14 protein-coding genes are annotated in these 14830 nt (G+C 66.0%); 1 reads left to right on the top strand and 13 read right to left on the bottom strand.

The features are described 5' to 3' along the window. The 10 genes from pyrF to CH278_RS13295 all read right to left on the bottom strand — a co-directional run bounded on the left by pyrF (window position 1) and on the right by CH278_RS13295 (window position 11101). Window positions 1-831: an orotidine-5'-phosphate decarboxylase gene (pyrF, locus tag CH278_RS13340; protein ID WP_032408281.1), complete on the bottom strand. Its 831-nt coding sequence runs from the start codon at window positions 829-831 to the stop codon at window positions 1-3. Beyond that, window positions 828-4169: a carbamoyl-phosphate synthase large subunit gene (gene carB / locus CH278_RS13335; protein ID WP_032365742.1), complete on the bottom strand. Its 3342-nt coding sequence runs from the start codon at window positions 4167-4169 to the stop codon at window positions 828-830. The genes pyrF and carB overlap by 4 nt, the downstream gene beginning before the upstream one ends. After that, complete coding sequence (gene carA, locus CH278_RS13330; protein WP_371829098.1) at window positions 4169-5410, bottom strand: glutamine-hydrolyzing carbamoyl-phosphate synthase small subunit; 1242 nt, start codon at window positions 5408-5410, stop codon at window positions 4169-4171. The genes carB and carA overlap by 1 nt, the downstream gene beginning before the upstream one ends. Continuing rightward, window positions 5296-5802: a PH-like domain-containing protein gene (locus CH278_RS13325; RefSeq protein ID WP_027496983.1), complete on the bottom strand. Its 507-nt coding sequence runs from the start codon at window positions 5800-5802 to the stop codon at window positions 5296-5298. Before CH278_RS13325 ends, carA begins: the two co-directional genes overlap by 115 nt. Window positions 5803-5806: 4 nt before the next feature. Then, entirely contained in the window at window positions 5807-7123 is a 1317-nt protein-coding gene (locus tag CH278_RS13320; RefSeq protein ID WP_032408283.1) for a dihydroorotase, read from the bottom strand. Next, the gene (locus CH278_RS13315; RefSeq protein ID WP_032408284.1) at window positions 7120-8088 is read right to left on the bottom strand and encodes an aspartate carbamoyltransferase catalytic subunit; all 969 of its coding nucleotides are present in this window, start codon (window positions 8086-8088) and stop codon (window positions 7120-7122) included. Before CH278_RS13315 ends, CH278_RS13320 begins: the two co-directional genes overlap by 4 nt. Next, window positions 8085-8672: a bifunctional pyr operon transcriptional regulator/uracil phosphoribosyltransferase PyrR gene (pyrR, locus tag CH278_RS13310; protein WP_027496980.1), complete on the bottom strand. Its 588-nt coding sequence runs from the start codon at window positions 8670-8672 to the stop codon at window positions 8085-8087. Before pyrR ends, CH278_RS13315 begins: the two co-directional genes overlap by 4 nt. Window positions 8673-8813: 141 nt before the next feature. Further along, complete coding sequence (gene nusB, locus CH278_RS13305) at window positions 8814-9368, bottom strand: transcription antitermination factor NusB (RefSeq protein ID WP_032365740.1); 555 nt, start codon at window positions 9366-9368, stop codon at window positions 8814-8816. 1 nt (window position 9369) lies between these two features. Further along, entirely contained in the window at window positions 9370-9933 is a 564-nt protein-coding gene (gene efp / locus CH278_RS13300) for an elongation factor P (RefSeq protein WP_027496978.1), read from the bottom strand. 76 nt (window positions 9934-10009) lie between these two features. Continuing rightward, window positions 10010-11101, bottom strand: a complete 1092-nt coding sequence (locus tag CH278_RS13295; protein WP_094622123.1) for a M24 family metallopeptidase — start codon at window positions 11099-11101, stop codon at window positions 10010-10012. Between the two features lie 115 nt (window positions 11102-11216). On the opposite strand from CH278_RS13295, the gene CH278_RS13290 reads away from it, so the two are divergent. Continuing rightward, window positions 11217-11867, top strand: coding sequence for a B-4DMT family transporter (locus CH278_RS13290; protein ID WP_027496976.1), 651 nt, complete (start codon window positions 11217-11219; stop codon window positions 11865-11867). Between the two features lie 101 nt (window positions 11868-11968). On the opposite strand, the gene aroB is transcribed toward CH278_RS13290, so the two are convergent. Genes aroB through aroC form a run of 3 tightly spaced genes read right to left on the bottom strand, consistent with a single transcriptional unit; the run spans window position 11969 to window position 14830 of the window. After that, window positions 11969-13081, bottom strand: a complete 1113-nt coding sequence (gene aroB / locus CH278_RS13285; RefSeq protein ID WP_032365738.1) for a 3-dehydroquinate synthase — start codon at window positions 13079-13081, stop codon at window positions 11969-11971. Window positions 13082-13091: 10 nt separating this feature from the next. Then, window positions 13092-13646, bottom strand: a complete 555-nt coding sequence (locus CH278_RS13280) for a shikimate kinase (RefSeq protein ID WP_027496974.1) — start codon at window positions 13644-13646, stop codon at window positions 13092-13094. Continuing rightward, the gene (gene aroC, locus CH278_RS13275) at window positions 13643-14830 is read right to left on the bottom strand and encodes a chorismate synthase (protein ID WP_027496973.1); all 1188 of its coding nucleotides are present in this window, start codon (window positions 14828-14830) and stop codon (window positions 13643-13645) included. The genes CH278_RS13280 and aroC overlap by 4 nt, the downstream gene beginning before the upstream one ends.

The raw sequence follows: 14830 nt of genomic DNA, 5'->3' as shown, positions 1-14830 counted from the left end.
CTATGCGAGACCCGCTTCGATCTCGTCACGCAACTGCGTCGCCGCCGCACGCAACGCCGTCACCGACGGACCCGCCGCCAGCACACTCCGAGAAGAGTTCGGCAACAGCAGCTCTCGGCAATCACGGAAGATCTCCGCCAGATCGTTCACCGTGGCACCCTGGGCACCCAGGCCGGGCGCGAGCACTGGCCCGCGATAGCCCGACAGATCGAGGCCGTGATCACGGGTGGCCCCGACCACCAGGCCGACCGTGTCTGCATCGACACGGTTGCGCGCAGCCGCCGCGTCGACGATCGACTGCGCAACGGACCCACCCGTCGACATCGACGCGTGTTGCAGCGCGGAGCCTTCCGGATTCGACGTCCGGGCAAGGACGAACACACCGCGGTCGTGAGCGACAGCTCGGTCGATCGCCGCACCCAACGAGTCGAACCCCAGGTACGGCGACACCGTGACGGCATCGGACGACAACGGAGAACCCGGCTCCAGCCACGCCTGCGCGTACGCATCCATCGTCGTTCCGATATCGCCGCGCTTGGCATCGGCGATCACCAACGTGCCTGCGTCCCGCAACACCCCGACAGTGCGCTCGAGAACCGCATAGCCGGCCGAACCGTACGACTCGAAGAACGCCACCTGAGGCTTGACGACAGCCACCTCACCGACGAACGCCTCCACACACAGCTCGGCGAAGACCTCGAGACCGTCCGCCGAGCGCGGCAGGCCCCACGCCTGGAGCAGAGCCGGATGCGGATCGATGCCGACGCACAGCCGACCGCGCGCGGCGACCGCTGCCCGGAGCCGGTCCGACCAACTGTGGTGATGACTCACGGCAGAACCAGGCCTTCCTTCAGACCCGCATGCAGATCCTGCAGGGAACGAACACCGATTCCACCGGCGATGGCTGCCTCGATGCCCTGCACTGCGGCCGACGCACCCTGCACCGTGGTGATGCACGGAATGTTCTGCGCCACAGCGGCACTACGAATCTCGTATCCGTCGACGCGGGGACCGGAGTTGCCGTACGGGGTATTGATGACCATCGCGATGTCGCCGGCCAGAATTCGGTCGACGATCGTCTGCTCACCCTCCGGGACATCCTCGCCCGACTGCTTGTACACCTGCTCGCACTTGATTCCGTTGCGCCGCAACACATCTGCGGTTCCTTCGGTGGCCAGGATGTCGAACCCGAGATCGGCGAGTCGTTTCACCGGGAAGATCAACGACCGCTTGTCCTTGTTCGCCACCGATACGAATACTGCACCGCCGGCGGGCAGCGAACCGTACGCGGCGGTCTGACTCTTGGCGAAGGCAGTGCCGAAATCGAAGTCGATACCCATCACCTCACCGGTGGACTTCATCTCCGGGCTGAGCAGTGTGTCGACGCCGGTTCCGTCCGCGCGGCGGAACCTGTTGAACGGCAACACCGCTTCCTTGACGGCGATGGGCGCACCCGCCGGGACGGTGCCACCGTCTCCGGTCTCCGGCAGGATTCCCGCAGTCCGAAGTTCGGCGATGCTCTCCCCCAACATCACTCGGGCGCAAGCCTTCGCCAGCTGCACGGCCGTCGCCTTGGACACGAACGGCACCGTCCGGCTGGCTCGAGGGTTGGCCTCGAGGACGTACAGAATGTCGTCCTTGAGGGCGTACTGCACGTTCAGCAGGCCCTGGACACCGATTCCCTTCGCGAGGGCTTCGGTCGATCGACGCACGTTCTCCAGGTCGGTCTTGCCGAGCGTGATCGGCGGGAGTGCACATGCGGAGTCGCCGGAGTGGATGCCGGCCTCCTCGATGTGCTCCATGATGCCGCCGATGTACACCTCGGTGCCGTCGCACAGCGCGTCGACGTCGATCTCCACGGCATCTTCCAGGAACCGGTCGACCAGCACCGGTCGGTCGTCCGAGATCTCCGTCGCATTGGAGATGTAGGTCGCCAGGGATGCCTCGTCGTAGACGATCTCCATACCGCGTCCGCCCAGCACGTACGACGGGCGCACCAGCACCGGGTAACCGATTCCTGCGGCGATCTCACGGGCCCCGTCGAACGTCGTCGCGGTGCCGTATTTGGCTGCCGGCAGTCCTGCCGCGTCCAGTACCTTGCCGAACTCTCCGCGGTCCTCGGCGAGGTCGATGGCCTCGGGAGAGGTTCCGACGATGGGTACGCCTGCGGCTTTCAGTCGCTTCGCCAGACCGAGCGGGGTCTGTCCGCCCAGCTGCACGATGACCCCGCGCACCGTTCCCGAGGCGGCCTCGGCCCGGTACACCTCGAGCACGTCCTCGAACGTCAGCGGCTCGAAGTACAGGCGATCGGCGGTGTCGTAGTCGGTGGAGACGGTCTCGGGGTTGCAGTTGACCATGACCGTCTCGTAGCCGGCCTCGGACAGCGTCAGCGCCGCATGCACACAGCTGTAGTCGAATTCGATGCCCTGACCGATGCGGTTGGGACCGGATCCGAGGATCAGGACCTTGGGCCGGTCCGGCTGCGGGGCAACCTCGGTCTCGGCTTCGGGGTCGAGCTCGTAGGTGCCGTAGTGGTACGGGGTCTTGGCCTCGAACTCCGCCGCACAGGTGTCGACAGTCTTGTAGACCGGGTGCACACCGAGCTCGTCGCGCAGCGCCCGCACTCCGTCCTCACCGTCGAGTTCGGGTCGCAGAGCGGCGATCTGGCGATCGGACAGACCGTGGTACTTGGCCTGACGCAGCAGCGCCTCGTCGAATTCGGCCGCCTCGCGAACCTGGACGCCGAGTTCGTGGATCTGCTGGAACTGGTCGAGGAACCACGGGTCGATCTTGGTCGCCTCGAACAGCTGCTCGAGGGTGGCACCGAGAGCGAATGCCTTCTCGATCCCGTACATCCGACCGTCCTGCGGTACGGACAGGTCCTTCAGCAACGCGTCCAGACTTTCTGCCTCGACCTCGGGGCCGGTCCAGTAGCCCGCGCGCTTGGTTTCGAGCGAGCGCATCACCTTGCCGAAGGCCTCGGTGAAGTTGCGGCCGATGGACATCGCCTCGCCGACGGACTTCATCGTCGTGGTCAGTGTGCCGTCGGCACCGGGGAACTTCTCGAACGCGAATCGCGGTGCTTTGACGACCACGTAGTCCAGCGTCGGCTCGAAGCAGGCCGGCGTCTCCTTGGTGATGTCGTTGACGATCTCGTCGAGGGTGTACCCGATGGCCAGCTTGGCGGCCATCTTGGCGATCGGGTAGCCCGTGGCCTTGGACGCCAGAGCCGACGAGCGTGACACTCGCGGGTTCATCTCGATGACGACCAGTCGGCCGTCGGCCGGATCCATCGCGAACTGGATGTTGCAGCCGCCGGTGTCGACGCCCACCTCACGCAGGATGTCGATGGAGAGGTCGCGCATCTTCTGGTACTCGCGGTCGGTGAGCGTCATCGCCGGCGCAACGGTGACCGAGTCGCCGGTGTGCACGCCGACGGGATCCACGTTCTCGATGGAACACACGATGACCACGTTGTCGCGGCCGTCACGCATGAGCTCGAGCTCGTATTCCTTCCAGCCGAGGATGGACTCCTCGATCAGCACGTTGGCCGTCGGGGACGCCGCCAGGCCGCCTCCCGCGATCCGGGTCAGATCCTCGTCGTTGTAGGCCAATCCCGAACCGAGCCCACCCATCGTGAACGACGGCCGGACGACGACCGGGAAACCGAGCTCGGCGACGGTCTCGCGTACCTCGTCCATCGTGTAGCAGACGGCCGACTTGGCGGATTCTCCACCGACCTTGGCGACGATGTCCTTGAACTTCTGGCGATCCTCGCCGCGCTGGATCGCGTCGAAGTCGGCACCGATCAGTTCGACGCCGTACTTGGTGAGAATGCCCTGATCGTGCAGAGCGACAGCTGCATTGAGAGCCGTCTGTCCGCCCAGGGTCGCGAGCACGGCCTGGATGGGGTGGCCCTGCTCGGCCTCGCGAGCGAAGATCTTCTCGATGAACTCCGCGGTGATCGGCTCGACGTACGTCGCGTCGGCGAACTCCGGGTCGGTCATGATCGTGGCCGGGTTCGAGTTGACGAGGCTGACCCGCAGTCCTTCCTCACGAAGCACTCGACACGCCTGGGTGCCGGAGTAGTCGAACTCGCAGGCCTGGCCGATGACGATCGGGCCGGATCCGATGACCAGGACGTGGTTCAGGTCTGTGCGGCGTGGCATTACTTCTTCTCCTGAAGGACGCTGGTGAAACGGTCGAAGAGGTAGGCGGCGTCGTGCGGGCCGGCCGCGGCCTCGGGGTGGTACTGCACCGAGAAGGCGCTGCCGCCGATCAGCTCGACGCCCTCGACGGTGCCGTCGTTGGCGCAGGTGTGGCTGATTCGTGCTCGACCGAAGTCGGTGTCGAATTCCTCGCCTGCTTCACCTTCGAGTGCGAACCCGTGATTCTGCGCGGTAATCGCGATGCGACCGGTGGTGTGCTCGATGACCGGGATGTTCATGCCGCGGTGGCCGAACTTCATCTTGTACGTGCCGCGACCGAGTGCCCGCCCGAAGATCTGGTTGCCGAAGCAGATGCCGAACAGCGGCAGCTCTCGTTCGAGTACCTGCCTGGTCAGCGCGACACTCGTGTCTGCCGTGGCCGGGTCTCCCGGGCCGTTGGACAGGAACACACCGTCCGGGTTCAGTTCGAGAACCTGCTCGATGCTGGTGTTCGACGGCACCACGTGCACGCGGATACCGCGCTCGGCGAACATTCGCGGAGTGTTGGTCTTGATGCCGAGATCGACTGCCACGACGGTGAATCGAGCGTCGCCGGTCGGTTCGATGGTGTACCCGGCACCGGTGGTCACCTCGCCGGCGAGGTCCGCGCCGAGCATGGACTGCTGACCGGTCACCTGCTCGAGCATCTCGTCCGAGGTGCCGAGTGCGTCGCCCGAGAACACTCCCGCTCGCATCGAGCCGCGCGTACGCAGGTGGCGGACGAGAGCGCGCGTGTCGATTCCGGCGATGCCGACGACGTTCTGCGCCTCGAGCTGGTCTTGCAGCGTTCCGGTCGAGCGCCAGCTCGACGTCCGGCGCGCTGGATCTCGGACGACGTAACCGGCGACCCAGATCTTGTTGGGATCCTGGGCACTGGCCGCCTCGCCGTCCTCCTGGTTCCAGCCGGTGTTGCCGATCTGCGGAGCCGTGGCCACCACGATCTGGCGGTGGTAGCTCGGATCGGTCAGCGTCTCCTGGTATCCGGTCATACCGGTGCAGAAGACGGCTTCGCCGAGCGTGCGCCCCTGGGCCCCGAACGTGGTGCCGCGGAACGTCCGGCCGTCCTCCAGAACAAGAACTGCGCTGCTCACGCGGTTTCCTCCTTGGTTTCTCCGGTGAAACCCTCTGTCCACACCGGGTAGATCTGCTTGTCGTCGGCCCTGAAGCCGGTGTCTATTTCGGTCCCCGTCGGCAACTCCCATCGGATCACCAGGAGACCGTCCTTGGTCATGACCTTGCCTGCGAGTCCGCGCTCGGTACGGATCGCCCGGATCGATTCGTTCGGAATCCAGATGGGTGACTCGCCGTCCCGATCGAGGAGGATTCCCTTCTCGTGTCGTGACAGCTCGCCGGTGGCGCGGTGGCCGATGTCGCCCACGGCGATCCGGTCCTGCCAACTCGGCGCAATGGTGCTGCCGACGTAGAGCCCGGTGGCCGGCTGGATTCGGTTGGCACCCAGGTCGTCCGGCACGGCCGGGAACTCGCCGATGCGTCCTTCCTGACGCTTCTGACGCCCGCGCCAACCCCAGAAGATCAGCGCGATCATCAGCGCCCAGAACAGGATGAAGCCGATGACGATGAGAACTCTGTCCACGGCTCTACTCCCCTGCCCTGTTCGCCACGACTCCGTCGCGGACGGTGATACGTCCACGGAACACGGTGGTGGTCACCTTGGACGAGAAGCTCATGTCCTCGAACGGTGTGTTGTGTGCGACGCTGGCGAGCTTCTTGCCCGACACCGTCCAGTCGGCCTTCGGATCGACCAGCGTCAGGTTGGCGATTTCGCCCACCTCGATCGGACGGCCCTGATCGGCCAGGCCGACGATCTCGGCCGGACGTTCGCTCATGACCCTCGCCACACCGCGCCAGTCCAGCAGACCCGGGTTCACCATCGTGTCGACGACGATCGACAGCGCGGTCTCCAGTCCGAGCATCCCGGGCCGGGCGATGGAGAACTCACAGCATTTGTCCTGCTCGGCATGCGGTGCGTGGTCGGTTGCCACGCAATCGATCACGCCGTCGGCCAGACCCTTGCGCAACGCGTCCACGTCGGACTTCTCGCGCAACGGCGGGTTCACCTTGTTGACGGCGTCGTATGTCTCCAGACGCGAGTCGTCGAGGAGCAGGTGATGGGGCGTTACCTCGGCGGTGATCGAAATTCCCTGCCCCCGAGCCCATTTCAGCAACTCGACGGTGCCGGCAGTGGAGGCATGGCAGATGTGCACCCGCGCATTCGCGTCCCGAGCGAGCAGGGCATCGCGCGCGACGATCGATTCCTCGGCGGCACGCGGCCAGCCGGTGAGACCGAGCCGGGCGGCGTTGGGACCCTCGTGAGCGACCGAACCGACGGTCAATCGCGGTTCTTCCGCATGCTGGGCGATCAACACTCCGAGCGAACTCGAGTACTCCAGTGCGCGACGCATGATCAGTGGGTCGTCGACGCAGTGGCCGTCGTCGGAGAACATCTTGACCCGACCGACCCCGGCAGCCATCGTGGCCATCTCGGCCAACTGCTTGCCTTCGAGCCCTACGGTGACGGCCCCGACGGGGTGCACGTCGACGAGCCCGACTTCCTGTCCGCGGCGCCACACATGGTCGGTCACGACGACCGAATCCGCGACCGGCGAGGTGTTGGCCATGGCAAACACGGCGGTGTACCCACCCAGAGCGGCTGCGGCGGAGCCGGTTTCGATGGTCTCGGTGTCTTCCCGACCGGGCTCCCGCAGATGGGTGTGCATGTCGACGAAGCCGGGCAGCAGAACCTGGCCGCGCGCCTCGACCACGTCGGCGCCGTCGGCGTCGACGTCGGGCCCGATCTCGACGATCTCCTCGCCAGTGATCAGGACGTTCGTTTCGGGGCCCTCGCCGTACAGCAGGACTCCACGCAGCAGTACCGACGGTGCCGGAGCGGTCATGATGCTCCCCCGTCCGAACCGACCAGCAATCGGAACAGGACTGCCATCCGCACGTGAACTCCATTCGTAACCTGTTGCAAGACTGCAGTTTTGGGTGAGTCGGCCACCGAGGACGCGATCTCCATACCGCGCAGCATCGGCCCCGGATGCAGCACCACGGCGTGCTCGGGCAACAAGTCGAGTCGGCGCTGCGAAAGTCCGTACGTGATCGAGTACTCCCGCGCCGACGGAAAGAACCCGCCGTTCATCCGCTCGGCCTGCACCCGAAGCATCAACACCGCGTCCAACCCGGGTAGCTCGGCGTCGATGTCGTGCGAGACCCGAACCGGCCAGCCCTCGACACCGACCGGCAGCAGAGTCGGCGGCGCTACCAGCACGACGTCGGCTCCGAGGGTGGACAGGAGAATCGCATTCGATCGCGCTACCCGGCTGTGCAGAACATCGCCGACGATCGCGATCCGGCGACCGGAGATATCGCCCAGGCGTTGCCGAACCGTCAGGGCATCGAGTAACGCCTGTGTGGGGTGTTCGTGGGTACCGTCGCCCGCATTGATGACCGCCGGACCGGCACCGGTGGAACGACCATCGAGGCCAGCCCCTTGGTCGGCGGTCCACCGGGCGATCTGGTGCGCGGCACCCGACGCAGGGTGGCGAACGATGAGTGCGTCGGCACCGGCCGCGCGCAGGGTCATCGCAGTGTCGCGGAGGGACTCCCCCTTGGATACCGACGAACTGCTGGCACTGACGTTGATCACATCGGCGCTCATCCATTTGCCCGCGACCTCGAACGACACCCGAGTTCGGGTGGAGTTCTCGAAGAAGACGGTCATGATCGTCCGGCCGCGCAACGTCGGCAGCTTCTTGACCTCGCGACCGAGCAGTGCCTGCTCGAAACGCTCGGCCTCGTCGAGCAGTTCGGTGGCGGATTCCGCAGTGAGGTCGGCGACCGACAGCAGGTGTTTCATCGCGTCGATCCTCCCTCGGACAAGCTGACGCCATCCCGCCCGTCGTGCTCGGAGAGCAGCACCGAGACGTCCTCGGAGCGGGCCGTGGGCACGTTCTTGCCCACGTAATCCGCCCGGAGGGGAAGTTCGCGGTGGCCGCGATCGATCAGGACCGCGAGTTGGACGGCGCGAGGGCGTCCGAGATCGCGCAGCGCGTCGAGCGCCGACCGGACGGTACGGCCTGAGAACAGCACGTCGTCGACCAGAACGACCAGGGCATCGTCCACTCCGCCGGTCGGCACCGAGGTGCGTTCGAGTGGACGGTGCGGTTTGTTGCGCAGATCGTCGCGGTACAGGGTGATGTCGAGCGAGCCGAGCGGGGGCCGCACGCCGGAGAACGCCTCGATACGTTCGGCGAGACGCTCGGCCAGGGTGGTACCGCGAGTGGGAATGCCCAGTAGCACGACACGCGGCGAGTCGGGAGCGTCGAGCGCGGTCTTCTCGATGATCTGGTGAGCCATGCGAGAGATGGTCCGACCTACATCGGCTGCGGACAGCAGCTCACGGACGGCAGAATCGGCGGATGAACTTTCGGGCGCAGGCAAACTACGACCTCCTTCTCCGCCTCTCTGGACGGATCGTTAAAGGATGTCTGGCACTAGAACTGCGTAAAGCCTAGCAACGCTCTGCGAACCGAACCCACCAGGCTCGCAGAGCGTTCGGTCACACTGCCGTGGACGGGTGTGTCACAGATCGGAGTCGACCGTCGCATCGTCCGGGCCTGCGGCCTGGGGACGCGACGACACAGCAGCCGCAGCGGCGCGAACCTGCGGTGCCACGAGCACGATCTGGCCGAGTACACCGTTGACGAAGCCCGGCGAATCGTCGGTGGACAGCTGCTTGGCCAGCTCGACGGCCTCGTCGACAGCAACGACCGGTGGGACGTCGGTGGCGTGGAAGAGCTCCCACACCGCGACCCGCAAGATCGCCCGATCGACTGCGGGCAGGCGACCGATCGTCCAGTCCTTGAGATGATCGGCGATCACGCCGTCCAGTCGGTCCAGGTTCTCTGCCACCCCCTCGACCAGCGTGGAGGTGTACTCACTGACCGGTGCGATCGTGTCGTCGCCGCGCGCGAGTTCGATCCGTTCGCTGGTCAGATTCACCGGGTCGACGTTGCGCGCTTCTGCCTCGAACAGGAAATCCACGGCACGCTTGCGGGCCTTGTGGCGCGCACCCAGCTTCTTCGCGCCGGGGACGCCGTTCTGCGAACCGGAGGATGTCGACTTCTTCGATGACACGTTAGGAGTTCACACGCCCGAGGTAGTTGCCGTCACGGGAATCGACCTTGAGCTTGTCGCCGGTGTTGATGAACAACGGCACCGAGATCTCGGCTCCGGTCTCGAGCGTGGCCGGCTTGGTGCCACCGGTCGAGCGGTCTCCCTGCAGGCCGGGGTCGGTGTGCTTGACCTCGAGCTCGACGGTGACGGGAAGCTCGACGTACAGCGGGACGCCCTCGTGCATCGCGACCTGGACGCGAAGGTTCTCGAGCAGGAATCGCGCGCCGTCGCCGACGGTCGCCTCACCGATGGAAAGCTGGTCGTAGGTGTCGGCATCCATGAACACGTAGTCGCTACCGTCGTGGTAGAGGTACGTCATGTCGCGTCGGTCGACCGTTGCGGTCTCGACCTTCACACCGGCGTTGAACGTCTTGTCGACGACCTTGCCCGACAGCACGTTCTTGAGCTTGGTTCGCACGAACGCAGGCCCCTTACCGGGCTTGACGTGCTGAAATTCGATGATCGACCACAGCTGGTTCTCCAGGTTGAGAACCAGTCCGTTCTTGAAATCGCTGGTGGAAGCCACTTGCTTCGCGTCTCCTCAATCGTTTGTGCGCGTGACGCGCCGTCGGTCACGTGCGGGATTCGCTCCCGCCCGCGCGCTAGACGGACGTGAGTTCCTTGCTTGTCAGGGTGAGCAGTTCCGGACCCTCGTCGCGAACGACGAGTGTGTCCTCGATCCGAACGCCGCCGCGGCCGGAGAAGTAGACACCCGGTTCGACGGTGACCGCTGCACCGCTCAGCAGTGTACCGGTGCTCAACTTCGCGATTCCCGGCGCTTCGTGAATTTCGAGGCCGACTCCGTGACCGAGCCCGTGCAGGAAGTACTCGCCGTACCCTGCCTCCTCGATGACCGACCGCGATGCGGCGTCGACCGAAGCGGTCTCGATACCGGGTGCCAGCGCCTCTCGGCCTGCAGCCTGCGACCGCTGCACCAGGTCGTACAGCTCGCGCTGCCACTGCGCCGGCGCACCGATGACGAAGGTCCGCGTCATGTCCGAGTGGTACCCGGCCACCAGCGCGCCGAAGTCCAGCTTCACGAAGTCCCCCTCGGCCAGGACGGCGTCGGTCGGGCGGTGATGCGGCACCGCGGAGTTCGCCCCGGCGGCAACGATGGTCTCGAACGAGACGGCGTCGGCACCGTGATCGAGCATCAGCGATTCGAGCTCGCGAGCCACCTCACGCTCGGTCCGGCCCGCGCGAATCCCGCCGCCGCTCAGAAGCTCGGCGAGCGCGTCGTCGGCGGCGCGGCACGCGTCTCGAAGCACACCCACCTCGTACTCGTCCTTGACCATGCGCAGCGATTCCACGACTCCCGGCGCGCGCACCAGTTCGAGGCCGCCGTCGAGCTCGGCCCACGCGCGATGGGCGTCGACCGTGACCACATGACTCTCGAAGCCGACACGGGTGCCGCGACCGGAAATACCAGCACCGAGCAGGTGCAGCGCCGACGCGCGGTCGATCTCTGCGCGCAGATCGGGAACCTGCTCGGCGACCTGGGTGACGTAGCGGCCGTCGGTGCAGATCACTGTTCGCTCGTCACCTCCGGTCGACACGAGCAGCGCGGCATTCGAGCCGGTGAAGCCGGTCAGATAGCGCACATTGAGCAGGTCGGTGATCAGAATCGAGTCGAGGCCGTCCTGGATCAACAGCTCTCGCAAGGCACCGCGGCGGGCGCCGAAATCAGCAGACATGTTCCCGACATTACTGGTCGGCCGTCAACGGATCGGGAGCCTCGGCTGCGCCGCCCCCACGGCGAACCTGTGGGCCCCGACACACAATCGGCCACGTGCGGATATGCTGTGCCGCATGACTGGGTGGGCAGTGCGTGGCATAGGTATGGCTTTGATCAACGTCGTCGCTCGACTGCTGCTGGGGGCAGCGGTGTCGATGTGGCCTCTGAGCGGTTCGGCGCTGCGATGGGTGGCGTATGCCCTCGTCGTGCTCGTCATCGCCGTCTGGGCCGGCATCGACGGGATCCGCGACCGACGCAGGAACCCCGACCCGGACAAGGGCGAGGACCTGACGATGGTCTGGCTGAAGGCTGCTGTGGTCGGCGGCCTGCTTGCCGGATTGATCAGTTGGATCATCGATTTCTTCGTCGACTTCAGCCTGGGCCAGAACGGACTGATCTTCGAGCTGACCTCGGGCGCAGCGTTCACGATCCTGACGGTGTTCGTCGTCGCGAGCATCGCGATGTTCGTCGGCAGACAGATCGTCAACCGCGAGGCGAAGAAGAAGTTGGCCACCTCCGACGCCGAGCGAGCACACGAGCGCCAGCTGGTGAACGCGGGCTCGGCCGAGCGGGCGGACCAGGCGGGCACACGGTCGCAGGCCGAACCGCAATGGGCACCCGAGCACGGCGAGGCCGACACCGAGGTGTTCTCGGCTGTCGACGCCGACGGCAAGCCCCGGATGGACAAGCGCGGCAACCGTCACGGGAGCGCCGACGGCTCCTGATCCACGCGGCACACGTCCAACGGGCGGTGGTCGATGCACCGATGCATCGACCACCGCCCGTTGTGTGTTCAAAGTGTGTCGCAGGCGTACAACACCTGGATCTACAACATGATGGCGGAACCACCGGCCGCCGGAGCCTCGCGCCCCACAGCCGAGAAAGCCGCGACGAGCAGAGCCGGGTCCGGGCCCTCGAGTCGACCGGGCTTGGCCAATCCGTCGAGGACGACGAATCGAAGCAGACCTGCGCGGTTCTTCTTGTCCGTCTGCATTCCCTTGAGCAGATCCGCGAACGCGTGCTCGTCGTAGGTCACCGGCAGCCCGACCGATTCGAGAATCGCCCGATGGCGGTCCGCGGTCGCGTCGTCGAGCCGGCCCGCCAGACGACCGAGCTCGGCGGCGAACACGAGCCCGACCGACACCGCAGCTCCGTGCCGCCAGCGATACTGCTCGCGTCGCTCGATGGCGTGGGCGAGGGTGTGCCCGTAGTTCAGGATCTCCCGTAGATTCGATTCCCGCAGATCGGCGGCCACAACCCTGGCCTTGACTTCCACGGACCGTCTGATGAGCTCCGGCAGTACGTCGCCGGTCGGATCGAGCGCCGCAGCGGGGTCTGATTCGATGATGTCCAGAATCACCGGGTCGGCGATGAAGCCGGTCTTGATCACCTCGGCCAGGCCCGACACGATCTCGTTCTTCGGCACTGTCTCGAGTGTCGCGAGGTCGACCAGCACCGCGGCCGGTTCGTGGAACGAGCCGACCAGGTTCTTGCCGGCATCGGTGTTGATTCCGGTCTTTCCACCGACGGCGGCATCGACCATGGCCAGCAGAGTCGTCGGAACGTGGACGATTCGAACGCCGCGCATCCACGTCGCCGCAACGAAACCGGCGAGATCGGTGGCCGCGCCGCCGCCGAGCGAGACGATGGCGTCACTTCTGGTCAGGCCGATGCGTCCCAGCACCTCCCAGCAGAATCCGGCGACCGCGAGGTCCTTGCCGTCCTCGGCGTCCGGAATTTCGATGCGGTGTGCATCGATCCCCTTGTCCGCCAATGCTGCTCGCACTGCTTCGGCCGTCTCGGCCAGGGGTGGCTGATGGAAGATCGCGACCGTCGCGGTTCCGGCGAGCTCGTCGACGAGGTCCGTCAACAGGCCTCGGCCGATGATCACCGGGTACGGGTTGGCACTCTCGACCTGGACGCGTACGGGCTCTGTCATCGAATCACCTTCATCTACTGGGGGTTTCGTCGTTCACTTCGCGAACGGGCACCGGTGCGAGAGCAGTGAGCTTGGCCACCAACTGATTCACGACTCGGGCCGGACTACGACTGTCCGTCCGCACTCGCACGGTGGCAACCGAGCGATAGAGGGGGCGGCGGTGACGCATCAATTCCTGGTACTTGGCGCGCGGGTCCGGGCCCGCGAGCAGTGGCCGAGACGTGTTGGCTCCCGTTCGCCGAAGCCCCTCCGACACACTGATTTCCAGATAGACCACAGTGTGCGCAGCAAGCAGCTTCCGGGTTGCAGCCGACAACACGGCTCCGCCGCCGAGGGAAAGAATGCCGTCGTGCGAGGCCAGGGCATCGGCGACGATCCGCTCTTCGATCTCGCGAAATGCAGGCTCACCGTCGTGCGAGAAGATATCCGCAATGGTTCGCCCGGTTTTTCGTTCGATGGCCACGTCGGTATCGAACAGATCCAGATTCAACGCCTGGGCCAGTCGCCGTCCGATGGTCGACTTTCCTGCACCCGGCGGTCCGACGAGGACCGCGTACGGGCTCATCGCGGAGGTCGGGCGGCGGTGCCCTTCACGTAGTGGTCGACGTTGCTCGTCGTCTCCGCCAGCGAATCCCCACCGAACTTCTCCAACGCTGCCTGCGCGAGCACGAGGGCAACCATCGTCTCTGCCACGACCCCGGCGGCCGGAACAGCGCATACGTCCGAGCGCTGGTGGATGGCGACCGCTTCGTCGCCGGTCGACATGTCCACCGTCGACAGGGCGCGGGGAACCGTGGAGATGGGCTTCATCGCGGCACGCACCCGCAGAGCCTCACCGTTGGTCATTCCGCCTTCGATCCCGCCCGCACGGTTCGTCGAGCGGAGAACTCCGTCTGGCCCCGGCTTGATCTCGTCGTGTGCGACACTGCCGCGTCGGCGCGCGGTCTCGAAACCGTCGCCCACCTCGACACCCTTGATCGCCTGGATGCCCATCAGCGCAGCCGCCAGTCTGGCGTCGAGCTTGCGTTCACCCGAGACGAACGAGCCGAGGCCGACCGGCAGTCCGTGCACGACGACCTCGACGATGCCGCCGAGGGTGTCGCCGTCTTTCTTGGCGGCTTCGATCTCGGCGATCATGGACTCCTCGGCGGCCTTGTCGAAGGCCCGCACCGGAGACTCGTCGATGGCATCGATGTCCGCGCCCGCGGGCGGCGGGCCGACGTAGGGATCCGAGGCACCGATGGAGATCACGTGCGAGACGACGTCGATGCCGAACGCCTGCTTCAGGAACAGCCGCGCGACCGTTCCGATCGCCACCCGCGCCGCGGTCTCACGCGCACTGGCACGCTCGAGCACCGGACGTGCGTCGTCGAAACCGTACTTGAGCATCCCGGAGAAGTCGGCATGCCCGGGTCGTGGTCGAGTCAGTGGAGAGTTGCGAGCCAGATCGGCGAGGACGGCCTCGTCGACGGGGTCGGCCGACATCACCTGTTCCCACTTCGGCCATTCGGTATTACCGACCTCGATCGCCACCGGCCCGCCCATGGTCCGGCCGTGACGAACGCCGCCCGTGAGGGTCACCTTGTCCGCTTCGAACTTCATGCGAGCACCGCGGCCGTAACCGAGGCGGCGGCGAGCGAGTTGGCGAGCAATGTCGTCCGAGGTCACCTCGACTCCCGCGACCATTCCTTCGAGGATGGCGACGAGAGCGGGTCCGTGGGATTCTCCGGCAGTTATCCAGCGCAGCAC

This window comes from Rhodococcus sp. 05-2254-5 (genome assembly GCF_002258575.1).
In the GTDB taxonomy this organism is placed as follows: domain Bacteria; phylum Actinomycetota; class Actinomycetes; order Mycobacteriales; family Mycobacteriaceae; genus Rhodococcoides; species Rhodococcoides fascians.
The sequence above is the reverse complement of the archived record's forward strand: the minus strand, read 5'-3'. Positions and strand labels throughout refer to the sequence as shown.

Bases quoted from the DNA above. Each gene is read 5' to 3' on its own strand.
- CH278_RS13315 (WP_032408284.1), bottom strand. From the start codon at position 8,088: ATGAAACACCTGCTGTCGGTCGCCGACCTCACTGCGGAATCCGCCACC.
- carB (WP_032365742.1), bottom strand. From the start codon at position 4,169: ATGCCACGCCGCACAGACCTGAACCACGTCCTGGTCATCGGATCCGGC.
- CH278_RS13295 (WP_094622123.1), bottom strand. From the start codon at position 11,101: ATGTCTGCTGATTTCGGCGCCCGCCGCGGTGCCTTGCGAGAGCTGTTG.
- CH278_RS13290 (WP_027496976.1), top strand. From the start codon at position 11,217: ATGACTGGGTGGGCAGTGCGTGGCATAGGTATGGCTTTGATCAACGTC.
- aroB (WP_032365738.1), bottom strand. From the start codon at position 13,081: ATGACAGAGCCCGTACGCGTCCAGGTCGAGAGTGCCAACCCGTACCCG.
- CH278_RS13320 (WP_032408283.1), bottom strand. From the start codon at position 7,123: ATGACCGCTCCGGCACCGTCGGTACTGCTGCGTGGAGTCCTGCTGTAC.
- CH278_RS13280 (WP_027496974.1), bottom strand. From the start codon at position 13,646: ATGAGCCCGTACGCGGTCCTCGTCGGACCGCCGGGTGCAGGAAAGTCG.
- carA (WP_371829098.1), bottom strand. From the start codon at position 5,410: ATGGGAGTTGCCGACGGGGACCGAAATAGACACCGGCTTCAGGGCCGA.